The sequence below is a fragment of the Myxococcus faecalis genome, assembly GCF_050039385.1.
GTDB lineage: Bacteria > Myxococcota > Myxococcia > Myxococcales > Myxococcaceae > Myxococcus > Myxococcus fulvus.
Genome location: NZ_CP144336.1, coordinates 837,342 through 860,839 on the forward strand (window position 1 = coordinate 837,342; position 23,498 = coordinate 860,839).

Consider the following 23,498-nt stretch of genomic DNA (forward strand, 5'->3'; position numbering starts at 1 on the left):
GCCCGCCTGGCCGCCGGTCAACGCAGCTTCACGGCCTTCTGTCGAGATTCCTCCTGGAGCTGGGGACGGACGTCCGCGGCCGACGAGGCGGCATAGCGCTCGTAGAGCCCCCGTGCCTCCGCGTTGCGCCCCAGGGCACGGTAGGACTCGGCCAACCCGTACAGGGGGGACGCCGCCTGGGGCTCCAGCTCCATCGCGAACTGATAGTCCGCCGCGGCCTCCGCGTAGCGCCGCAGGCCGATGTTGGCGCTGCCGCGCGCGGTGTAGGCCACCGCGAGCATGGGCTCCAGCTGGATGGCCTGGGTCAGGTGCGTCAGCGCCGTGGCGAAGTCGCGCGAGCCGATGCGCTGCACGCCCTGCTCATAGACCCTCCGGGCCTGCGCCCGTGTCGTCTCCGCGACAGGTCCGGAGCCCGGGGCCTGTCCCGCCGCCTGCGGCGACGCGCCCGACTGCGCCATCTTCGTCCGCGCCCGCGCGATGTTGTCCTGCGCGCTCTGACGGATGGCCGCGTCCTTCGTGAGCTGGATGGCGGACTCCCACTTCTCCACCGCCTGCCCGTAGTAGCCGAGCACCGCCAACGCGTTGCCCAGCTTGAACAAGGCCTCCACATGGCCCTCGTCCGCGTGCGACGCATCCAGGAACGCGAAGGCCGCCTCGCGGTAGCGGCGCTCCTTCATCAGCGCGTCGCCGTCCCGGATGCGCGCCGCCGCCAGCGCGGGGTTCGGCGTGCGCGCCTGCGCGACCTCGGCCGAGGGCTTCGACGGGAAGGGCACCGGCTCCTGCGCCGAGGGCGTCGAAGCCGGCGAGGCCACGGCGGTGCCCGGGGGCGTCCCCTTCTCGCGCAGGTCCGCGCCGTCGGCCGTCGCCACAGCGGGAGGTGTCACTGGGGTGACGCCCGGGGTGCTCGTCGTCGTCGGCGCCTCGGCGACGCGCGGGAGCGGCTTCGGAGTCTCGGGCGAGGCGCCGAGGGTGCTCGTCGGAGGCGGCGCCTCGGCGACGCGGGGGAGCGGCTTCGGGGACTCGGGCGAGGCGCCGAGGGTGCTCGTCGGAGGCGTCGCCGCGACGCCGCGCGGGAGCGGCTTCGAAGACTCGGGCGGCAGGGGCGAGGCGCCGAGCGACTTCAGGTAGCCGCGCGCCTTCTGGACCCAGATCTGCTCCGAGGGCCGGTTCTCACGGGCGATGTAGCCCTGATACGCGGCGATGGCCTGGGCCTTGTCGCCGAGCCGGCGGTGGCTCTCCGCGAGGCCGTAGTAGCCGTCCGCGTCGTCCGGCTCGAGCTCGACATAGCGCCCGTAGGCGCGGGCGGCGGTGGCGGCGTCCCCGGCCTTGCGCGCGGCATAGCCCAGGTTGAAGTGCGCCATCTTGTGCAGCGGGTCCGCCTGCGTGGCCTCGCCGAAGCGCGCGATGGCGTCCTTCAGCTTGCCCTGGCGGAAGGCCACGCTGCCCAGGCCGTTGAGCGCGGGGGCATAGCCCGGAGTGGCGGCCAGTGCTTCGCGGTATGCGGCGGCCGCCTCGTCCAGACGGCCGGCGCCCAGGGCGGACTCGCCGCGAGCAAAGGCGGCCCGGGCGGGCTCGGAGGGCTCCGCGGCACCGAGCAGCAGCACCGCGGACAGGACGACGACGGACTTGCGCACCAGGTGCATGACGTCCCCCAAGGGGTTGCACCGGTTGCCGTAGCAGAAACCGGGGACGACGTCACGATGCGCCCACACCCCCGGTGGGAGTTTCTCCGAGGGTGTGGCCCGTCTCAGCTGCGGAAGGGGTTCTGCAGCAGCACCGTCTCGCCGCGGTCGGCGCCCACGGAGACGCACACCACGGGCACGCCGCTGACCTCTTCCACGCGGCGCACGTAGCGCTTCGCGTTCTCCGGCAGCTCGTCGAAGCTGCGCACGCCGGCGAGGTTCTCCTCCCAGCCGGGCAGCGTCTCGTAGATGGGCTTGACGCGCGCCAGGTCCTCGTAGTCGCCGGGCAGCTCGGTGATCTTCTCGCCGTCCAGGTCGTACGCGTTGCAGATCTGCAGCGACTTCAGGCCGCTGAGCACGTCGAGCTTGGTGAGCGCCATGCCCCACAGGCCGTTGACGCGCGCCGCGTAGCGCAGCACCACGCCGTCCAGCCAGCCGCAGCGGCGGGGACGACCGGTGGTGGCGCCGAACTCGTCACCCACCTTGCGCAGCTGGTCGCCGATGGCGTCGCTGAGCTCCGTGGGGAACGGACCGCCGCCGACGCGCGTGGTGTAGGCCTTGCTGATGCCCATCACCTTGTCGATGGCCGTCGGGCCCAGGCCCGAGCCCACCGCGGCGTTGCCCGCCACGCAGTTGGACGACGTGACGAAGGGATAGGTGCCGTGGTCCACGTCGAGCAGCGTGCCCTGCGCGCCCTCGAAGAGGATGCGCGCGCCGCGGCGCACCTGGCCGGCGAGGTACAGCGAGGCGTCGTGCACGTAGGGCTTGAGCCGCTCACCCAGCCCGGAGAACTCCGCGAGCACCTGGGGCACCTCGAGCTGGGGCACCGGCACGCCCGCCTTGCCGCACAGCTCCCGGAGCTCCTCGAGGGCCTGGGGCAGCCGCTCCTCGATGCGCTTGCGCAGGCGCTCGGGGTTGAGCAAGTCCCGCATGCGGATGCCCCGGCGCGCCACCTTGTCCTCGTAGGACGGGCCGATACCGCGGCCGGTGGTGCCGATGGCGCTGCCACCGCGGGCCTTCTCGCGGAAGCTGTCCAGCAGCTTGTGCCACGGGAAGATGACGTGGGCATTGTCGGAGATGATGAGCTGCGAGTCCTCCTTGAGGAAGCCGCGCGCCTTGAGCGCGTCGATCTCCCCCACGAGCACCGCCGGGTCCACCACCACTCCGTTGCCAATGACACACGTCTTGCCCTGGTGGAGGATGCCCGAGGGAATCAGGTGCAGGACCGTCTTCTGGCCCCCCACCACGAGCGTATGCCCCGCGTTGTTGCCGCCCTGGAAGCGGACGACCAACTGGGCATGCTCGGTGAGCAGGTCCACGACCTTGCCCTTCCCTTCATCTCCCCACTGCGCTCCGATGACGACGACGTTCGGCATGGTGCCCGCCGCTTAGCACGCGGGAGGGGCCGGGTGACAGTGTTCCGAGAAGCCACAATGCAGGGCCTGGCAGGTCGCCCTCTCTCGTCCCACCCAGGCGCCACGCACCTCCCCTCGGGCCAGGGCCCGCGTCGCGTCCGCGAGCCGCCTGGCGGCCTCCTCGGGGCGCGCCGCGTCCGCCCGCCACTCGGGCTCCGGGCGCTCCTCCCCCAGGAAGACGACGCCCACACGCACGGGGACGCCCGCTCGCACCATCCGTCGCGCCGCCAGCTCCAGCGCGTCCAGCTCGTGGGCGTACGCGGCCGCTCCCAACGGATGCCGTCCGCCCGACTTGTAGGTCACCACCACCGCCTCGCCGCGAGGTGACTCCCAGAGGACATCCATCTCACCCTCCAGGGAGATGCCCTCGTCCACCACCAGGCTGAAGGCCAGGCCCCGGTGCACGCCGCGCGGCGGGGACTCCGCCAGCATCCGGGCGAAGTCGGTGGCGAGCCAGCGCTCCGCCGTGCCCAGGACCGCCTCCATGCCCGGGTCCTCCGCCAACGCGCCCGCCTCGCGCAGCAAGGCCTCCAGGTGCGCGCGGCGCTCCGTGACGTCCACGTCACGGGCCGAGCACAGTCGCAAATCAGAGGTGCTCAGCAGATGGCGCACCAGCTCCGCGGGGCTGCGTTCAGGGAGCCAGCCCTCCGGCTCGACGACGAGCGGGGTCTCTCGCGGCGCCACCTCCCACGGCCACGGCGCGCCGCGCAGTCCCAGGCGGTGCACGTAGTGGAAGCGGCGTGGACAGGTGATGAAGTCCTGCACGGCGCTCACGGACGCGCTGAGGGACGCCGCGGACTCGGGCAGGTCCAGCGTGCCGCCGCGCACGCGCAGCAACGCGGCCTCGACACGGGCCTCCGCGCGCGCCAGCGCCTCGGGCCCCGGCGGCTCCGGGTCCCTGGGTGGAGGCAGCTCGTCCACGTCCACGTCCGTGACGAGCTCGCGCGTGGTGACGTCCTCCAGCCGGGCGTCGACGAGGTGCCACCACGAATCCTTGCCCGCACGTGGCTCTTCTCCACCGGAGAGCACCAGCAAGTCCCTGGCGCGGGTGAGCGCCACGTAGAGCAGGCGGCGATACTCGGCGTCCTCGCGGGCCTTGAGCTCCTGGCGCACCGCCTCGAAGCGGTTGGACGTATAGCCGTCCAGCGAGTCGGGCACCCAGGGGCGCAGGGCGATGCCGTGCGAGCGCTCGAAGTGCGCGCGGGCGGAGGTGCTCCGGCGTCGACCGCCCATGCCGGGCACGACGACGATGGGCCACTCCAGGCCCTTGGCGCGGTGGATGGTGAGCAGTTGCACCGCGCGCGGGTCTCCGGCGTCGAGCAGGTCCGCCTGGGCTTCGTTCGGGGAGGACTCGGCCAGCATGCGCAGCTCGCGGGCGAAGGCCACGCACCCGCCCGAGCCCCGCTCGTCGCGACGCGAGGCCAACGCGAGCAGCTTCTCCACGTTGGCGCTCGCCTGCTCCGCATAGGGAGAGCCCGCGAGCGCCTCGCGGTAGCCCGTCAGGTCCAGCGCGGAGAGCAACAGCTCCCTCACGCCCAACCGGTCCCGCTCCCGGCACAGCGCGGGCAAGGCCTCCAGGAAGGTCTTCAGGCGCTGACGTTCACGCTCCGGCAGGGTGGCGAGCACCTCGTCGTCCGTCAGTCGAGGTGACGCCAGCGACAACGGCTGCTCCCCGGCGAGCAGGAACAAGGTCGCGTCCGACAGGCCCACCAGCGGCGAGCGCAGCACGGCGGCGAAGGCGAGCGCGTCCTCCGTGTCCGCCAGCAGCGCCAGCAGCGAGGCCAGGTCGAGCACCTCCTGCGCGCCGTAGAACCCTCGTCCACGCAGCACCCGATGAGGCACACCGTGGCGGATGAGCGCCTGCCGGTACACCTCCAGGTGCGTGAAGGTCCGGAAGAGCATCGCCACATCGCCACCACGCGCGGGACGTGAGCCCTCTCCATCCTCGCGAGCCACCGTGGGGAGCGCACCGGGCGCGAGCAGGATGCGCAGCCTCCTCGCGGTGCAGTCCGCGTCCAGCCACCGCAGGTCTCCGGCGGTCTCCTGCTCCTCCAGGTGGAGTCGCTCCACCACGGGGGCCTCGGTGAGCGAGGCGCGCACGGGTGACAGGTCGTCCTCCTCGGGGACGTAGACGACCTCGAACGGACGGGGCGCGTGTGCATCCGCCGCCACCAGCACCCCGGCGAAGGCGTGGTTGAAGAAGGACAAAAGCCCTGGCACCGAGCGGCGGTTGTGCTGGAGGAAGCCGCGGGTGCCGCCCTCCTCCTCCACCTTCTTCGACAGCAGCGTGAAGACGGAGACGTCCGCGCCACGGAACTCGTAGATGGACTGCTTGCGATCTCCCACCGCGCAGAGGAACGCGGGCTCCAGCGTCAGCGCGGACGGCAGGTCCATCTCCGGCGTCAGCTCGCGAGGCCCACCCTCGCGCTTCTCCGCGAGCAGCAGCACCAGCTCCAACTGGAGCCGGTTGGTGTCCTGGAACTCGTCCACCAGGAGGGCGCCCACGCGCTCCTGCACCTGCCGACGGAACTCGGGATGGTCTCGCAGCAGGTCGCGCGCCTTGACGAGCAGCGAGGTGAAGTCGAACACGTTGCGGCGGGCGAACTCCGCGTCGTGCCGGGTCTCCACGCGCCCCAGCAGCTCGCGGAAGGTCTCCTCGAAGGGCGCGGTGTGCCACGCGGCCCACGCATCGACGAGCATGCGCACCGAGCCGTCCGTCTTGCCCTTGTAGATGCGCCAGTACAGCTCGCGCACCGGCCCCGCGGCGCCCTTGCTGAGCCGCGCGATGTTGCGCGTGTCCGTCGCGAAGCAGGCGCGCAGCCACGGGTAGCGGTCTCCCTTCTGGAAGTTCTCCGCCGTCATCCCGTTGAGCGCCTTCTCCAGCGCACCCACCAACTGGCTCCACTCGCCCTTGGCGTCCAGCGCTCGCACTTCCATGCACAGGCGCAGGCACTCCTTCAGCGCGTCGTCGAACTCCTCGCGGGCCTGCGCCACGTCGGCCACCGCCGCGGAGGCCGCGCGCAGCCCTTCCTCGCGCAGCTTGCCGTAGACCGACACCAGCGCGGCGACCAGACCATCCGAGAACCCGGAGCCGGAGAACCCCAGCTCCTGACACAGCTCACGCACGCGCGCGTCGCCCGCCTCCAGCGCATCGAGCACGACGCGCTCGCACACGTCCTGCACGAGACTGGACGCCTCGAGTTCGTCGAGCACCTCGAAGCTCGGGTCGATGCCCACCGCCGGTGGCGCGCGTCGCAGCAACTGACCGCAGAGCGAGTGGAACGTGCCCACCGTGGCCGCGCCCATCTCCTCGCGCAGCTGGCGCCACGCCTCGGGCAACGGGAACGGGCGGTCCAGCCGGGAGAGCGAGGCGCGCAGCTCCACCTCCTGGTCCAGCTTCGCCTCGCCCTGCGCCAGCCCGTCCAGACGCATCCTCAGGCGCGCGCGCATCTCCGCCGCGGCCTTGTCGGTGAAGGTCAGCATGCACAACCGCGCGGGGCGTAAGGGGCCCCCCGCCTCGCGCGCGCCCGCGAGCAGGTGCAGCGTCATCGTCACCAGGCTGTACGTCTTGCCCGCGCCGGCGCCCGCCATGAGCGCCAGGTTGCGCTCCAGCGCGAGGATGGAAGGGGCCGTGCTCAACTCCCCTCCTCCGTCATCCGCCGCTCGGTGATGCGGCACACGGCGCGGAAGCCGCAAGAGCCACAGTCCTGCGGCCGCGCGGCGAACTGGCCCTCGCGCAGCGTGCGCACCAGCGACTCCACGGCGTTGGGCAGGTTGCGCCCGCCTTCCTTCTCCGCCACCTTCGCGCGCACCTCGGGGTCCGTGGACAACAGCTCGTCCAGCTCCTGCGCGGGGACCACCTCCGACAGGTGGATGGTGTTGCCCGTGCGCAGCGAGAACCACGCGGCCTGGCTCGCGTTCTGGTGGCCGCTCTCGCGCGCGGCGAAGAGGTACAGCGGCAGCTGGAAGTCGGATGTGAGCAGCCGCTTCTTCAGCTCGTTCTTGTCCAGGCGCCCGGACTTGTAGTCGATGACACCCACCTCCGAGCCGGACACGTCGAGCCGGTCGATCTTCCCCTCGAAGACGATGGCGTCACCGTCGATGGGCAACATGACGTGGCGCCACCGGTCGTCCTCGGCGGCGGGGCCGAACTGGAGCTCGAAGCCCTCCGGCACCATCCGCTCGAAGGGCAGCCCGCGCCGCTCATCCACCAGGATTCGACGCGCCATCGCCCGCGCGCGCTCGTGCGCCAGCTTCCACAGCGCGGGGTGCCCCACGTGGTGGAACTTCTCGAAGTGCGCCACCGCGGACTGGAGCGCGGAGTCCAGCACCTCCTCGGGGATCTCCTCCGGAGCCTTGCCAAGCAGTTGGTGCTGCTTGAGCGATTGGAAGACCTCCTCCACGACGCGGTGCCAGAAGGTGCCGCGCCCGCGCGCGTCGAACTCCTCGCCCGGGCGGTCCGGCTCCGTCACCTTCAGGCCGTACGTGAGGAAGCCCTGGAAGCCGCAGTTGCCGAAGCGCGCGAGCGCGGACGCGGACAGGGGCCGCGTCAGGTCGAAGCGGAAGGCCTCGCGCAACGACGCGCGCATCGTGTTGGCATCCACCGAGCCCGTGTACTTCCCGGGCTTGCGGTCCGGCTCCCCGAAGAAGTGCAGCCGCTCCACCTCCACCAGCGATAGCTCATGTGCGCCCGAGTACCAGGCCTCCCGGTCGAAGCGATGCTTGAGCCGAGACGCCGCCGGGTCCGGCTCGGTGACGCGCAGCTTTGGATGCGCCAGGACCTCGAGCGCCACGCAGCGCCGCAGCTCCGACTCGGTAAGCACCTCGTCTAGCGGCGGGATGGGCGGCAACGAGCGCGGCGTCCACTTCAGCGCGGTGAGCCGGCGCACCTCCTCCAGGAACGAGGACGGCACCTGCTCCTGTCCACCCGCTCCCTCCACCGCGAAGGACAGGCTCAGCGTCTCCTCCGCCGCGGCGAGCGCGCTGGCGAACAACAGGCGGTCCTCGGTGAGCCGCCACGCCGCGCGGTCCTCGAACTCGCCGCCGGTCAGTCGGAACACGTCACGGCCCAGGTGCTGATTGAGCGCCGAGCGCTCCGCGTCCGCGAGCAACGGCGAGGGCACATCCCGTCCCGGGAAGCGTCCCTCGGTGAGCCCCGCGATGAAGAGATGACGGAAGGAGCGTCCAGGAACCTCCGCCGCCTCCAGCACCTCCACCGCAGCGCCCCTGGGGCCTCGCGCGGGCAGGTACGCCTCCGACATCGCATCGCGCAGCCATCGACCGAACGTGCGCCGACGCAGCACCGGGCCACCGCCCACCGCCTTCATCGTCCGCAGCAGTCCCTGGACGCGCTGCCGCAGCGCCTCGCGCGCGGCCTCGTCTCGCGACCGCGCATCCAGCGCCCGCTCCGCCAGTCCACCTTCCGCGCGGGACTCCAAGGGCCCCTCGGAGTCCATCAACCCCAACTGCTCCACCACGTGCCACCACGCGGCCAACTGTTCAGCAACGGGCGCCTTCTCGGGAATGCGCCGGCAGGCATTCAGCAACAGGCCGCAGCGTTCACGCAGCACCCGCACCGACTGGATGCGCGCGCTGCCGTCCTTCTTCTGTGCGCCCTGGAGCGCCTGGAGACGACGCGCGAGGCCTTCGAGGCGCACGTCGTAGGCACCGCGTCCTCGCAGCGCGCCCAGGCGGTCGTCCCGCACGGCGGCCAGCGCGAAGAGGCTCGCCGGCGACTCCGGACCTCCGCGCGACAGGAGGTGCGCGTAGCGACTGCCCACCAGCTCCGCCACGCGCTCGGCGGGGAAGCCGTCCTCCACCAGCAGCGGCAGGTCCAACGCCAGACGCACCGGCCCGGCCAACGAGAGCGGCTCGCCCCAGGGCAGTCGCACCGGCACGCCCAGCTCACCGAGCGACTCGGCGAGCCACCCCGCCTCCGCCCCCAGCTCACGGTATGCAATCGCGATGTCCGACGGCGCGGCCCCTTCCGCGATGAGCCGGCGCACGTCCCTGGCCACCAGTCGCGCCTCCTCGCGCGCCGTGGCCGCGCTCCACACGCGAGGCTGGGTCTTCGCGTCCTCGAGCACATTGCGCGGCGCCCGGGGCGAGAAGGCGAAGCGCCCCAGGTCGATGAACGGCCGGGACTCGAAGGTGACGTCCGCCTTGAAGAGGTCCACGTGCGGCATGGACTCGCCGCGGTTCTCGAAGGCGCGGAACAGCGAGGCCAGGGCCGCGTCCGCGACCGGCGAGCCACCCACCGGCGTCTCCACCCGGAGCGTCACGCGTCGCGACTCACACGCCGCCGCCAACGCCAGCAGGAGCTCCAGGCCGGACGGGCGCACGTCGTAGACCCCGTGCAGCACCAGCGTCCCCACGCCGTCCCAGCTCACCGGCCATGCACCCCGGCCCAGCGCCTCGCGAGCCCCGCGCAGCACGTCCTCGCGGTCCGCGAGCCCCAGCTCCGCCAGCTTCTGCTCGTACAGGTGATACAGCCGGGCGAGCACCCGCACGTGCTTCTGCCGCTCGGGCGGGAGGACCTCCACCGCGTCCTGGAGCTCCCGGGGTGACAGGCGCCCGGCCTTCAGGTCCAGCACCACCTCCAGCCCCGCGCGCGCGAAGGCCGGCTCCCGGACGTACTCTCCGAAGTGCGTGTTGCCCAGCTGCGGCCCCAGCGAGGACATCACCGCGCGCGCCAGCACCGCCGGGCACGGACGCCGGTTCAGCTCGCGAGCCCCGCCCAGCGCGACGAGCAGCTCCTCCCAGGTGAGCAGGTCCCGGCCCACCGCCAGCCCCCGGGCGTTCCCTTCCGCGCGCAACGCGGCCTGACGCCGGCCGGCGTCGGGGAACACATGGAGGGTACGGACGGGGCGGGCCATGGATGCGTGGAGTCTAGAACGACCGGACGGGTCGCTTTCATGCTCGATTCCTCACTCCGCGCCCAGTGTGTTCGTGAGCCCGCCTGCCTGCCCACCTGTTTCCCACGGTTGGCCCGCGAACCGGACCTCCTTGACCGGCTTACCCAGAAGCCCTGGAGCTTCCGGGTGGCCCTTGCGCCCTGGAGCGGGTGCGCGTCAGAAGGTGTGCGCCAGTTCGAGCTGCGAGAGCGCCGGGTAGGTGAAGCCCTCGCCCAGGAAGAAGCGGTCACACAGGCCCTCGGGGACGATGGCGCTCACCGCCAGGGGCTTGCCGGGATGCGCGGCGGCCAGGGCCCTCAGCAGCCTCCTCCCGGCGCCCTTTCCTCGGGCCGAGGGCTCCACCACCAGCGAGCGCAGACCGAGCGTGGGCGCGGCGACATCCGCCACCACCGCGAAGGCGGGACCGAGTCGGAAGGCCTTCGCCGGGGACGACAAGCCCATCACCGTCGCCGCGTCGAGCTGCCATGGCAGGCCCGCGGGCAGGAGCTTCGCACACTCGCGCGGGTCCACTTCCTCCAGCGCTCCGGGCTCAGGCGTCGGCGTCCCCGTGAAGCCCACCAGTCGCCGCATGCGTCGGAAGCCCAGGCGCTCGTAGAGCTTCACCGCGGGCGCGTTCTGCTCGATGACCTCCAGCACCATCCGCGCATCTCCGCGCGCTCGTGCGGAGTCCAGCAAGGGACGCAGCATCTCCCCGCCCAGTCCCTGCCCTCTCCGGCTGGGAACGATGCCCATGCCCGCGACCCGGCTGACGTTGCCCCGTCGCGCCATCAGCACGAGCCCCACCGCCTCACCACCCACGCGAGCGACCCGGCTCTCCGTCAACGAGATGTGCTCGCTTCGCACGCGCGCATCGAAGGCTTGCGGCGCATCGGGCACCGGGACGAAGTAGCCCTCGAAGGCGCGCGCGAACAGCGTGGACAGCGACAGGAAAGACCCCTCGGACGCGGGAACGAGGTCCATGGCAATCGGCTCCGAAGCCTGAGGCTCGCGATTCATTCCACGCCACGCTGCCGCAGCGACACCCCGCCGGCAACCCCTTGCTTCCGCGCCCGACGGGGCCTCTTTGCTCCCGAGCGCTCCCAGGGTTCACCCGCCAGTCGCTCCGCGAGGAAGTCGACGAACACACGCGCCTTGGGCGCCACCAGTCTGCTGGGAGGATGCACGGCGAACAGGCCCACCTCCGGCAGGGCCCAGTCCTCCAGCATGCGGATGAGCCGGCCCGTCCGCAGGTCCTCATCCACCAGGAACGTGGCGAGCGCCGCGACACCACAACCGCCGAGCGCGGCCAGCCGCAGCGCCTCCGCGTTGTCCGTGCGCAAGACGGGATGGATGCGCACGGTGGTCCGCTCCACGCCACGCACCAGGGTCCACGTCTCTCCGTCCTGGAAATGGGAGAACTGGAGACACGGATGCGACGCGAGGTCAGCGGGCTGGGCCAGCGCCTCGCGGCCCCTCGGATAGCGCGGAGCCGCCACCAGGAATCGACGAATCGTCGCCAGCCGTCGAGCCACGAGGCTCGAGTCCGGCAGCGCGCCAATCCGAATGGCCACATCGAACTCCTCCTCGACGAGGTTGACGTAGCGGTCCTGGAAGGAGAGCTCCAACGTGATGCGCGGATAGCGGCGCATGAAGTCCGGAACGAGCGGCGCGATTTGACGCTGACCGAAGAGATTGGGCACGGCCACGCGCAGTCGCCCTCTCGGCGCTCCTCCGTAGCCGGACACCAGGGCATCCGCCTCTTCGAGGCGCTGGAGGACATCCGTGCATCGCTCCAGATACAGGGCGCCCGCCTCCGTGAGGGAGACCCGGCGCGTCGTGCGTCTCAACAACGCGGCGCCGAGCGCGGCCTCCAACCGAGCGACCCGTCGACTCAGCGTGGACGCGCTCACCCGCAGCTCCCGCGCCGCGTCCGCGAAGCTCAGCGCGCGCGCCACGGCCGAAAAGGCCAGCATGTCCTCCAGCCGATCTCTCAACTCCAAGCGCTCCACGCCTCCCTCCGATTGTTGCATCTCGCGCACGAGTGTCGTGCCCGGCGCCCCGATGATGCCGGGTCGCTCGCGGGCTATGCACCACGCGTCCTCCTGGGAGTCCATCTCATGTGCCCACTGCCGCTCGCGAGTGTCTTGTCGACGCTGCTGCTCACCACCTCCCCCGCGACCCCGCCGCACTCGAAGGCCCGCGCTTCGGGTGCCGTGACACCCGCCTCCGCGAGCACCACGCCCGGCCCGCATGGCTTCGAGCGCATGTCGCTCCCCTCGGGCTTCACGGTGCCCAACGGCATCGCCGTGGATGACCAGGGGACGCTCTATGTCGGCTCCGTGGCGGATGGCCGGGTGCTCCGACGTGTCGCTGGCGGTGACTGGACGGAGTTCTTTCCGGGCTCCGAGCAGGTGTTCTCCGTGACGAGCCTCCGTCTGGACGCGCCTCGAAACCTGCTGTGGGGGACGTCTCCCGACGCCATGGGACTGCTGAGACCCCAGGGCGTCGCGGGTGGACGGGGGGCTCGCGTCTTCGCGCTCGACGCTCGCTCGGGCGCGCTGCTCAAGGTCATCCCGCTTCCCGCGGGCGCGCTCGGCAATGACCTCGCCGTGGCTCCGGATGGCGGCCTGTATGTCACGGATAGCCACCGCGCCGCCGTGCTGTACCTGCGGCCCGACAGCGAGGCGTGGGAGACATGGGTGATGGATCCACGCTTCAGCGCTCGCGGCCCCGGGATGAGTGCGGTGGGGCCAGCGGGGATCGCGCTCGCGCCCGATGGAAGCACGCTCGTCATCAACACCTTCGGCCCAGGTCGGCTCTTCGTGATTCGTCCTGGAGCCAGGGGACAGGGTCCGAGCGTCCGTGAAGTCTCGCTGCCGCGCCGCCTGGAGAATCCGGACGGCATGCGCTTCGCGCCAGACGGACGCCTGCTGCTCGTCGAGGGCGCGACACAGAGCGGCGACGGGCGGCTCGTCCGTATCGACGTCCTGGGCAAGTCCCGGGGCGCGAAGGTCCTGGAGGTGCTCGCATCGGGGATGGAGTCCCCGGTGAATCTCACCGTGTCCGCCGAGGGGACGGTCTGGGTCACCGAAGCGAGACTCCGCGACCGCATCCTTCGAGGTCCGGAGGCCGCATTGCCCCAGGTCTTCTGGGTCGCCTCGCTGCCCCTTCCCCGCTGACACCGCCTCCACGGACGTGACGTCCGTGGAGGCGGAGAGGGTCCGCGTTACGACTCGGTGGTCAGCGAGAAGGTGATGCGGATGCCGCCCAGCAGGTACTCCTCGCCATCGGAGACCTGACGGCGCGCGATGCGCGTGTTGTCGAACCAGGTGCCGTTCGAGGACTTGAGGTCCTCGATGAAGACCTCGTCGCCGTCGCGCAGGATCACCGCGTGCTCACGCGAGACCCTGGCGGACTTCACCATCAGGTCCGCGCTGGGACCCCGGCCGATGATGAACCGCTCGCGAGCGACCAGCACCGGCTCGCCATCGTCGAGCTTCACGTGCACCTTCAGCTCCGGCGGAGCCTGCACGATGATGGTCTTGTCCGGCTTGCCCGCCGGCGCCTTCGGCTCGGGCTTCGCCTCCGTCACCAGGTCGGAGGAGTCTTCGTCCACGAACGCTGGCTCGGCGGAAGCTGCTGCCGCCTTGCCGACGGCGGGCTTGCCGACCGCGGCCTTGCCTGCGATTGCATTGGCTGGGATTGGCTTGCCTGCCGCCGCCTTGCCTGCGGCCGGCTTCGCATCCTCGTCTGCATCGGAATCGTCGTCCGAATCCCCGTCCGCATCGGAATCGTCGTCCGAGTCCTCGTCGGAATCGTCGTCGCCGGAGTCCTTCTCATCCGCGTCGCCATCCGAGTCCTCGTCGGAATCGTCGTCGCCGGAGTCCTTCTCATCCGCGTCGCCATCCGAGTCCTCGTCATCGTCCGAGTCCTCATCGGAATCGTCGTCCGAGTCGTCATCGGAACCATCGTCCGAGTCCTCGTCGGCATCGTCATCGGAATCGTCGTCCGAGTCCTCGTCGGCATCGTCATCCGAGTCGTCATCGGGCTTCGCGTCGACGGGCTCGACCAGACGGTCGACGTCACCCACGATGTCTCGGACGCGCGCGGCGACAGCTTCGCGCAGTTCGGCCTCGTCGACCGTGGGCTCCTTCTCCGTGGCGGGCTCGTCCTCGGAGTCCTCGGAACCCTCCGCTTCCTCGTCGTCGGAGTCCTTGGCGCTTCCGGCGGCCTTCGCCTCGGCACCCTCCGCGTCGTCGGCCCCGGGAGTTCCTTCGTGCTCCCCGGTCTTGGACTCTTCTTCGTCGGTGTCCGCGAGCGCGACGACCGGAGGCGGCTGAACCTCCACCGACTGGTCCACGGCGCGCACTACTTCGCGAACACGCTCGGCGACCGCTTCGGACTCGGCGCCCTTCGGAGCCTCTACCTCAGCGGACTCATTGGCCACGTCCGCGACCTTCGCGGAGGCAGGTGCCTTCATCGGAGGCACCGTCGCGGGAGGTGTGGCCACCGGCTCCGCTGCCGCTGGAGCAGCAGTCACCGCGGGCACTGAGACGGGGGCGCTGACCGCGGGCGTCGCCACTGCCGCTGGCGTCGCCACGGGCGTCCGCGCGACCACAGGCGCGGCCACCACGGCCGGCGCGCTGCCCGTCTCGGTGAGGCTCACCTGCGTGGGCTGGATGAACCCGAACTGCCGCGCGAGCGAGAAGAGCGCCTGATTGACGAGGACATCGCGGTCCACGCCCATCTCGCGGCTCATCGTCTCCAGCGCCTTCCACAGCGGGTCGGCGATCTCGACCTGTCGAGGCGTGCGGTTCATGGCTCAGCTCCCCCTCAGGTTGTCCTGCCAGGGCGAAACGTTGTGGCTGTCCGTCAGCCAATAGAACATCGCCTGCATCTCCGCGTAGTGCTGCTCCGCGATGCCCAGGAGGTTCGGGTGCAGGGCGTCGATCTCCACGCCCGCGAACTCGAAGCCCGCCGCGCCCGACGCCTGCGCGCCACGGCCGCCCGTCACCTTGCGGTCCCGCACCCGCCAGTGACGCTGGCTCGACATGCCCGCCGCCTGTCCGAAGTCCGCCGGAGGCGCCACCTTCTTCGGCAGCACCACCTTCGACTCCCCACAGGCCCACAACAGCCACGTGAGCGCGTTCCAGTCTCCACGCGCCAGCCGGATGAGGTCCGGCAGGCCCATGCCCGCCACGCTCAGCGTCTCGTCGACGGAGACCGAGTCCTCCCCAATCTCCACCTCCTCCTCGGCCAGCTCCACCGGCCCCGCCGGCAACAGGGCGGACACGTCCGGCGGCATCCACGGCAGCACGGCGCCGGGCTTGAAGCGCCCCAGCAGCGCGGCGCGGACGAGCTGCAGCCGCGTGGCGTACTTCTGGACGATGCGCACGATGGCGTCGAGCGTCTGCGCGGGCTTCTCCGGCAGGTCCTCGTAGGTCGACACCGGCTTCTGCTTCGCCGGCCAGAAGTCGAACACCGGGAACAGCGCCCGCGCGTACGTCCCCAGGAACGTGGCCGTCCCCGGCTCCGCCTTCGCCAGCGCCTCCGCGTCCTTCAACGCGTGCGCGTCCATGCCCATGTTCAACAGGACCAGGCCTCGGGTGAAGAGGAACGCCGTGCGCTCCGGAGCGACCAGCAGCGCCGCGTTCACGAAGTCCAGCGCCGCCCTCGGCCGGTCCAGCTGGTCCAGCCGCACCGCATGGGCCCGCAGCAGCATGCCCGCGTCACCACCGCGCACCAGCGTCTCCGCCAGCGCCGAGCTGGAGTCCGCCGCGTTCTGCAGCGCCTCGCCCGCCGTGGCCTTCGCGTTGTCCGGCGTCCTTGGCAGCGCCACGCGCTCCATCAACTCGAGGAACGGCGCCACCTGCTGGTCCATCGCCACCGAGCGCGCCAGCGCCAGGAGCGCCTCGCGGTGCTTGCGCGCCGCCACGCACGTGGCCGCGTACTCACGCCAGGCCTCCGCGCTCCGGGGCACGTTGGAGAAGACCGGCGACGCCGACAGCTCCGCCTCCTCCTGCGCGACGCCCAGGTCCCGCGTCAACACCACCTGCCGGTCCGCGTCCAGCAGCGTCCACGTCCCACAGGCCACGTCCTGTTCGTACCGGCCCTCGTCGAACCTGACACGCGGGTCCAGGTACTCGTCCTTCGCCAGCGAGCGATAGGCGCCGTGGCGCTGCCCCTCGACGAACTCGCCCTCCCACAACAGCTGGCCGTCCTGGAGCCAGAAGCGCGCGAGCCCGTGGCGCTCGCCGTCGGTGTTCAGCTCGACGTGGGACCACTGGTTCAGGTCCTCGCGAAGCTCCGCCTCCAGCGGGATTCCCTCGGGACGGTCGGGGTACGGCTCGCCGGTGGACGGCACCACGCGGCGGTCCTGGCCGTCATAGTGCGTCACGCCGGTGACGCGGCCGTGCTCGTACACCATCACCGTCTTGCGAACGAGCGTGGAGACGCCGTTCTCGTGCATGCGCTCCGTGGTGAACTTCTCGGACGCGTACCAGGTGCGCGGCCCGTGAAGCTCCCCCTTCACGAAGTCGCCGTCCTGGGAGACCTCGCCGCTCTCGTGGAAGCGCTTGAAGGGGCCGTGGGGCTTGTCGTTCTCGAAGCTGCACTCGTTGCAGAGCGTGCCGTCCGCGCGCCAGTACTTGTAGGGCCCCTGCTTGCGCCCCTTGGGGTCCGTGGCGCCGTACACCCATTCGCTGTCGCCCTCGTCCCACGTCGCCTCGGGGTGCACGCCGGGCGGGACGATGCCCTGCTCGGTCAGCTTCTTGTTCTCCTCGGCCTGCTTCGCGTAGGCGACGTCCAGCGTCTTGAGCGACTTGACCAGCGCGTCCAGCCGGCCCGGCGACATGGCTCCACTGGAGCGGTGCACCACCGTGCCATCCTTGAACGCCATCAGCGTGGGGATGGACTGGATCTGGAACCGGCCCGACAGCTCCTGCTGCGCCTCCGTGTCCACCTTGCCGAACACGACGTCCGGGTGCTTCTCCGCGGTGGTGGCATAGGTCGGCGCGAAGTTGCGGCACGGGCCACACCACTCCGCCCAGAAGTCCACCAGGACCAACCCTGGCTTGCCAGTCATCTGTTCGAAGGTCTCGGCCGTCAGGTCGACGGGGTGCGTACTCACGATGAAGCCTCGGATGCGAATGGGAGTCGGACGCTTGTAGTCAAACCCTTCGCGCCGCGCCAGCGTCGCCCTATGCTGCGCGCCGTGCGCCCGTCCTTTCCCATTCTCGCACTCACTGCGATCCTCGCGCTCTTTCCGCTGACTCCGGCCCTGGCCCAGCCCGCGGAGGACGCCCCTCGTCTGCACGAGCTGAAGTTCGACTGGGCTCGCGACGGCGTCATCACCGGCTCGGCCGCCGTGCTCTGGATTTCGAGCGAGGTGCTCTTCAAGAGCGACCTGGCGCCCGCGACATGCCGCTGGTGTGACCGGGCGCCGGACGGGACGGACCGACTCAACCAATTGGACCGCTGGGGCCGGGGACTCGCGGGGAACACGGAGGCGTCCCGGCACCGCGCGGGGCACTGGAGCAACATCATCGGCTTCGGCGTGCTGCCCGCCGGGGTCATGGGTCTGCAGTACGCGGTGGGGCGAGGCTCGGACAGCCCGAACCGGTTCTTCGCGCAGGACGCGACCATCATCCTGGAGAGCGCCATGCTGGCGACGCTCGCGAACCAGACGGTGAAGTTCCTGGTCGGCCGTGAGCGCCCCTTCGTCCACGTGCTGCCCGAGGACCAGAAGCGCCTCACCGACCAACCCAGCGACAACAACCTGTCCTTCTACAGCGGGCACACCAACCTGGCCTTCTCGCTGGTGGTGTCCGCGGGCACGGTGGCCGCGCTGCGCGGCTACGAGAACCAGGCGTGGATCTGGGCCGTGGGACTGCCGCTCGCCACCTCCGTGGGACTGCTGCGCATGGGCGCCGACAAGCACTACCTCACCGACGTGGCCACGGGCGCCGTGATGGGCGCGGCCTTCGGCGTCGCGGTGCCCCTGCTGTTGCATGGCCGGACCGGCGGCGTGGAGTCCAGCGCCGCGCGCCGCTCCCCGACCGCCGCCCGGCTGATGCCCGTCGCCGGCGCGCGCATGGCTGGCTTCTCGGGCGTGTTCTGAGGCCCGCCATCCGCGGGCGTCTCGGGCGGGCGTGGCGCGCGGGCGTGCTGGCGCTGGTGCTCGTCGCCGGCTGCAACTCCGCGAGCCGCTTCGCGCCCAGCTACCTGCTCGTGCCGCCCCAACCCTTCATCACCGCGCCGCCCATCTGGGGCCCGGTGGAGGCGGGGCATTGGAGCGTCGGGATGCGCGTGCAGGCCATCGCCGCCACGCCGGAGGACCCCTCGGCGCTCCAGCTCACGGTCTGGTACCCGACGCGGGAGAGCGACGCGGCGACGCGCCTGCACTATCGCGACTACGTGGGCCTCATGGGCTTCGAGTCCGAACCCGAGACGCCTCGCGACGAGGCGCGCGCCACCCAGGCCGTCACCCTCTACGAGCAGCAGCTCATCGACCTGGGCGTGCCCGAGGAGAGCACCGCCGCGTGGCTCGACACGCCCATGACGGCCACGCCCCACGCGCCGCCCGCGCCGGGACGCTTCCCGCTCGTGCTGGTGGCGCAGGGCCGGCACCACTCCGCCCACCATCAGGCCGTGCTGGCCGAGTACCTGGCGAGCCACGGCTACGTGGTGGCCACCACGCCCTCGCCCACTCGCGCAGAGCCGCCCGGGCCGCTCGTCGACGTGCTCGCCACCGCGAGACGGCAGGCGCGGGAGCTGGAGCGCGCGCTGCGCGTGCTCCGCGCGGATGCGCGCATCGACACCTCGCGCGTGGCCGTCATCGGGCACAGCCTGGGTGCTCGCGCGGCCTTCCTGTTCGCGCTCGCGCATCCCGAGGCGGGCGCGCTGGTGAGCCTGGATGGGGGCATCGGGACCCGGCGCGGCAAGGGGTGGTTGAAGGGCCTGCCGGACTTCCAGCCGGAGCGGGTCCAGGTCCCCCTGCTGCACCTGTTCCAGGAGGACGACGCCGTGGTGGTGCCCGACTTCGAGCTGCTCGAGTCGCTGCGCGGCGCGCATCGGTGGATGGTTCGAATCCCCGGCATGCGCCACGTGGGCTTCACCAGCGTGGGCGCCGCCGCCACGCTGGCGCCGGGGGTGGTGTCGGCGGAGACGGCGAAGGCGGTGGCCCGGGGCTGGGCCACGACGGCGGACGTGACGCGCAGGTTCCTGGACGCCACCGTGCGACGCAGGCTCGTGCGGCCCACCGCGCCGCCTCCGTCCGCCAGCGCCCTGCTCACACCGGACGCGGACGCGCTGCTCGAGCACTGGGAGCCCGGCCAGCCCTGAGCCGCGCTACATCACGCCCGCGGGAGCCTCGTCGCCGTCGTGCCCTCCCTCCACGACGGGCAGCCGGGACAAATCCCAGCGGCGCCCCGGCTCCCAGGCGACGGCCCCGGACACCCCCCAGCCGACGCGCACGACCTCTCGGCCCTCGTACTCCAGCCAGAAGACGGACTCCTCGGGGCGCGTGGCCTGGTCCAGGCAGGCGATGCGCGTCGCGGGGCGGCCCGCGCCCTCCAGCGTCACCGCGAAGGCCTTGTGCGAGTGTCCACACAAGAGCCACTTCGGCTGCACCGTGTCCACCAGGCGGCGCGTCACGCCATTGCCAATCCAGTACGAGGGCAAGGGCCGGGGCGGCGAGGGGTTCTCCTCGCGCGCGCGCTGGACGATGCCCCGGGGCCACTCGTGCACGAGCATCAGGTCCACGTCCCTGAGCGACATCACCCGCTCCACCTCCGCGGTGCGGAAGTAGCCCGCCTGCTTCATCAGGTCCTGTGTGACGGGGCGCTTCAAGGGCTGGTCGATGAAGCGCGGCGCGTGGATGCCGGACAGGTAGCCCACGCGCAGCCCCGAAAGCTCGCGCACGCCGGCGCGGCCCAGGTAGGTGACGCCCGGCGCCAGCTCGCCCCCGTCCTGGAAGTCGTGCAGCGCCTCGAAGTCCTCGTTGTTGCCGCCGATGAAGTACAGCGGCCGCTTCACGCGGCGGACGCCGTCCGCGTACTCGGCGAACTCCGCGGGCATGGTCCGCTTGGCGGCCTTGCGCCGATGGTCATCCGCGCGGCGGAACGCCTCCACGTCCCCCACCGCGAGCACCATCGACACCGGCCGACCACGCGACTGCTCCAGCGCGTCCAACCACGTCTCCACGCGGTGGAAGCGACCGTGGACGTCACCCAGGGCGGCAACCAGGAGGGGCTCCGGCATCACCCCGGAAGGCTGCACCCGCGCATCCACCCTGTCGAGTCATCCCTGTCCCATGGGACGCAAGGCTGACAGAAAACCCACACTTCAGCTCAACGCAGCCATGAAGGAAGCACTCGCCAGAATCAATCACAGACAAACGCCGCGCCCCTCCGAGGAGAAGCGCGGCGCCGTCACACCTTGGACTCACGTGAGCGCTAGTTGCAGCCCAGCGGGTACGTCACCTCCACCAGCGAGCCCGGCGCGGGAGCGGAGTCCCGGTCGAAGATGATGCTGTTGGTGCGCGCGTCGTACTCCCAGCCCGACAGCACCTGCACGCCGTCCACGTGGACCACGATTCGCGTGGTGTCCGCGGGCTCCTCGGACAGGGGGAACTTGCGGTTGGGGCCGAAGGCGCTGTTGGAGAGCTTCTCCAGGGACGCGGCCCAGTTGGGCGTGCAGATGCTCTCCACCACGCCGCCCGTGGTGTTCGCCAGCTGGATGTAGCGGCTGCCGGCGCTGCTCGACGTGGGGCAGGTGGCCAGGTCCATGGGGCCGACAATCGCGTTGATGCTGAGCTTCGCCTTGTCGTTGCCCTTCAGCGCCAGGAAGTACGTCTCGTAGAAGGACACCGGCTGCGAGCTGAAGTCCTCCTCGTCCGACAGGAAGATGATGGCCAGCTTCGCGTCCTCGCGCAGGAACCCGCCGTTGCCGTCGTTGGGCAGCGGCGTGCGGGCGTCATCCAGGTTGTAGAGCAGCGGGTCCGACAGGGCGCGGTGCGCCGCGTCCAGGCCCTGCTCGTTCCAGTGACACACCCCCACGCGGGTGTTGTCCGCGAACACCGCGGCCGCGTTGGGCGTGTCCGGCGTGATGATGCGGGGGCGCGAGCCGTCCACGGGGAACAGGCGCCCGTTCTCACCGCCCTGCGCGCCGCCCGGGCACTCGGACCAGCCGCCCGGAGACTCGTCCAGGCCCGTCGTGGTGACGCCGATGCGGTAGTCCACCGCCGCCGCGCTCGCCGCGCTCAGGAAGGCCGCGAAGTTCTGCCCCAGGCTCTGCTGCTCCTCCATCATCGAGCCCGAGTTATCCACCACGAACAGCACGTCCACCTTCGCCTTCGACTCCTGGAAGAAGCGGTCCGTCTGCTCCGCCTTCGTCACGCCGCGGCCCAGCAGGCCCGCCGTGTACTCGCTCCCATCCTCCAGCCGGAAGCGCACCGCCGCCGCGTCGTCGCCGTCGTCCGTCGGCGTGTAGCGTGCCGTCAGCTTCACCCGTCCGCCCGCGGCAATCGAGGACGGGAAGGCGCTCGCCGACTCCACCGAGAACTCCTCGCCCGCCTGCTCCAGCGTCATGCCGGCCACCTTCACCGGGCCGATGCACTCGTTGATGGCGACCAGTTCCCGGGTGCGCGGTCCACACGACAGCTTGGTGACGCCGAAGTCCACCGTCGTCGGCTGCAGCGCGAAGCAGCCCTTCACGCCCTCGCCCACGAGCGACACCAGCGGGTGCCCCAGCGTCGGGTGGTTCACCCACGCCTCCGCGAGGCCCTCGAAGGGCCCCTCCTCCTCCGGCTTGAAGCGCACCACCAGCGTGGCCTTCTGGCCCGGCTCGAGCACGTGGTTGGGCACCGACTGCGCGAGGAAGGACGGGTCCGAGCCCGCCACCAGCTGCATGGACGCCAGGTAGCACGCCTCCGTGCCGGTGTTGCGCAACGTCACCCCCAGCCCCACCTCCGCGCCCACCGGCACCTTCCCGAACTTCAGCTGCTGCGGCAGCGAGTACTGGCACGGCTTGAAGGCGCGCCCCTCGCCCTTGAGCGTCACGCCCTCCGTGGACGTGGTGCTCCCGGCGCGCACGCTCACCGCGAGCTGCCCCTCGCTCCGACCCGCCGCGCCCACACGCGGGCTGAAGGTGATGCCCACGAAGGCGGACTGGCCCGCGGGCACCGTCACGCTGGCCGGCGCCTGCGCCAGGGTGAAGTAGCCGCCCTGCGCCGTCGTCAGGTTCAGGTTGTTGACGAGCACGCTGTCACGGCAGCGGTTGATGACCTCCACCGGCCGCGTCGCCGTCATGCCCTCGGCCACCACGCCGAAGTCCAAGTCACGCGGCTTCACCGCCACGCAGGACGTGCCGCCCTCGCCCGCGAGCGACACCTTGGGGCCCGGCGCCGAGGAGCCCTGCTCGCGCACGCCCACCTCCACGCGCCCCTCGCCCGCGCGCCCCAGCACCACCGGGGTGAAGGCCACGCGCACCTCCACGCTCGCGCCCGCCGCCAGGAGGCCGCCGCTGAGCACGGGCTCGCTCACCACGCGGTACACGCCGCCCGGGTTGAGCTGCAGCTCCACGCCGGACCAGCGCAGGGACTCGGTGCCCTGGTTGCGCACGGTGATGGACTGCTCCGCGCTGGCGCCCAGCGCCACGCGCCCGAAGTCCAGCCGCAGCGGCGTCACCTCCAGCTTGGACGCCACGCCCATGCCCTTGAGCGGCACCACCGCCGGCTCGCAGCCGTCGCACACGGCGATGTGCAGCTCCGCCGCGGCCGCGCCCAGCCGCCGGGGCGCGAAGGCCACCGACAGCACCCGCTCCTCGCCCGGCGCCAGCGTGGGCGCCTCGCCATGCTCCGCGGTGAACTGGTCCAGGTCCGCGCCCTGCACCGACACCGCCAGCGGCGTCTCCACGTCGGAGGGGTTCTTCACCGTCACCTGGCGCATCTCCACGAAGCCCATGGCCACGTTGCCGAAGTCCAGCTCCGTCAGCGGCACCTCCACGAAGGCCTTCACGCCCCGGCCCGACACCGGCACCTGCCCCTGGGCGTCCGCGTCCGTGATGAGCTCCAGCGAGCCCTGCACCGAGCCCTCGACCTCGGGCTTGAAGTGCACCTCGATTTCGCGCTCGGCGCCGGCGCCCAGCGTGAAGGGCTCGAACGGCGGCACCGTGACATTGGGGATGGTGGAGGTGGCGCCCTCCACGCGGTAGGACGCGCGGCCGCCGTTGGTCACCTTCAGCTTGAAGCTCTTGGTGCGGCCCAGCGCGGCGGGGCCGAAGTCGATGGTCTCGGGGCGCACCACGAAGGCGCTCTTCGCCCGCTGCGACGATGGGCGCTCACATCCCGTCCCCACCACCAACGCCACCGCCACCCACGCCACCCAGAACAGACGTCTCATCGTTGCTGCCTCCCCACGACTCCCGAGCCCGGATTCCGCACGGCCTCGCACCCGCGCGATTCCGGCGGAGGGGGCGCTTTGCAACCCAGGTGCCCGACGCATGGCGGC

General features: G+C 71.4%; 13 protein-coding genes. 3 read left to right on the forward strand and 10 right to left on the reverse strand.

Annotated features, from left to right (window positions below; genetic code table 11):
• Positions 1–17: 17 nt before the first annotated feature.
• The 6 genes from VZQ01_RS03215 to VZQ01_RS03240 form a co-directional block, all read right to left on the reverse strand.
• Positions 18–1,643, reverse strand: coding sequence for a tetratricopeptide repeat protein (locus VZQ01_RS03215; RefSeq protein WP_426748924.1), 1,626 nt, complete (start codon positions 1,641–1,643; stop codon positions 18–20).
• Positions 1,644–1,747: 104 nt separating this feature from the next.
• The gene (locus VZQ01_RS03220; RefSeq protein ID WP_046712872.1) at positions 1,748–3,058 is read right to left on the reverse strand and encodes an adenylosuccinate synthase; all 1,311 of its coding nucleotides are present in this window, start codon (positions 3,056–3,058) and stop codon (positions 1,748–1,750) included.
• A 12-nt stretch (positions 3,059–3,070) separates the two neighbouring features.
• Positions 3,071–6,736 carry a UvrD-helicase domain-containing protein gene (locus VZQ01_RS03225; RefSeq protein WP_426746881.1) on the reverse strand — a complete coding sequence of 1,222 codons (3,666 nt, stop codon included), beginning with the start codon at positions 6,734–6,736 and terminating at the stop codon, positions 3,071–3,073.
• Positions 6,733–9,972, reverse strand: coding sequence for a PD-(D/E)XK nuclease family protein (locus VZQ01_RS03230; protein ID WP_223783036.1), 3,240 nt, complete (start codon positions 9,970–9,972; stop codon positions 6,733–6,735). Before VZQ01_RS03230 ends, VZQ01_RS03225 begins: the two co-directional genes overlap by 4 nt.
• A 195-nt stretch (positions 9,973–10,167) precedes the next feature.
• Positions 10,168–10,971 (reverse strand): GNAT family N-acetyltransferase, encoded by an 804-nt coding sequence (locus tag VZQ01_RS03235; RefSeq protein WP_223746734.1) that lies wholly within the window; start codon positions 10,969–10,971, stop codon positions 10,168–10,170.
• A gap of 32 nt (positions 10,972–11,003) precedes the next feature.
• Positions 11,004–11,999, reverse strand: a complete 996-nt coding sequence (locus tag VZQ01_RS03240; protein WP_223783037.1) for a LysR family transcriptional regulator — start codon at positions 11,997–11,999, stop codon at positions 11,004–11,006.
• A 108-nt stretch (positions 12,000–12,107) separates the two neighbouring features.
• Between VZQ01_RS03240 and VZQ01_RS03245 the strand changes: the two genes are divergently transcribed.
• Positions 12,108–13,169: an SMP-30/gluconolactonase/LRE family protein gene (locus tag VZQ01_RS03245; RefSeq protein ID WP_426746882.1), complete on the forward strand. Its 1,062-nt coding sequence runs from the start codon at positions 12,108–12,110 to the stop codon at positions 13,167–13,169.
• 47 nt (positions 13,170–13,216) lie between these two features.
• On the opposite strand, the gene VZQ01_RS03250 is transcribed toward VZQ01_RS03245, so the two are convergent.
• Together VZQ01_RS03250 and trxA are read right to left on the reverse strand one after the other, a co-directional pair.
• Complete coding sequence (locus VZQ01_RS03250) at positions 13,217–14,809, reverse strand: FHA domain-containing protein (RefSeq protein WP_223783039.1); 1,593 nt, start codon at positions 14,807–14,809, stop codon at positions 13,217–13,219.
• Positions 14,810–14,812: 3 nt separating this feature from the next.
• Positions 14,813–17,119 (reverse strand): thioredoxin, encoded by a 2,307-nt coding sequence (gene trxA / locus VZQ01_RS03255; RefSeq protein WP_267696753.1) that lies wholly within the window; start codon positions 17,117–17,119, stop codon positions 14,813–14,815.
• 72 nt (positions 17,120–17,191) lie between these two features.
• Here trxA and VZQ01_RS03260 point away from each other — a divergent pair, with 72 nt between their 5' ends.
• Both VZQ01_RS03260 and VZQ01_RS03265 read left to right on the forward strand, forming a co-directional pair.
• Positions 17,192–18,109: a phosphatase PAP2 family protein gene (locus VZQ01_RS03260; RefSeq protein WP_223746728.1), complete on the forward strand. Its 918-nt coding sequence runs from the start codon at positions 17,192–17,194 to the stop codon at positions 18,107–18,109.
• Between the two features lie 44 nt (positions 18,110–18,153).
• Positions 18,154–19,332 (forward strand): dienelactone hydrolase family protein, encoded by a 1,179-nt coding sequence (locus tag VZQ01_RS03265; protein WP_223746727.1) that lies wholly within the window; start codon positions 18,154–18,156, stop codon positions 19,330–19,332.
• 6 nt (positions 19,333–19,338) lie between these two features.
• Here the strand turns inward: VZQ01_RS03265 and VZQ01_RS03270 are convergent, their stop codons facing one another.
• On the reverse strand, positions 19,339–20,250 hold the full coding sequence (locus VZQ01_RS03270) for a metallophosphoesterase (RefSeq protein ID WP_426748925.1): 912 nt from the start codon (positions 20,248–20,250) through the stop codon (positions 19,339–19,341).
• Positions 20,251–20,444: 194 nt separating this feature from the next.
• The gene (locus tag VZQ01_RS03275; protein ID WP_426746883.1) at positions 20,445–23,390 is read right to left on the reverse strand and encodes a choice-of-anchor D domain-containing protein; all 2,946 of its coding nucleotides are present in this window, start codon (positions 23,388–23,390) and stop codon (positions 20,445–20,447) included.
• Positions 23,391–23,498 lie beyond the last annotated feature (108 nt).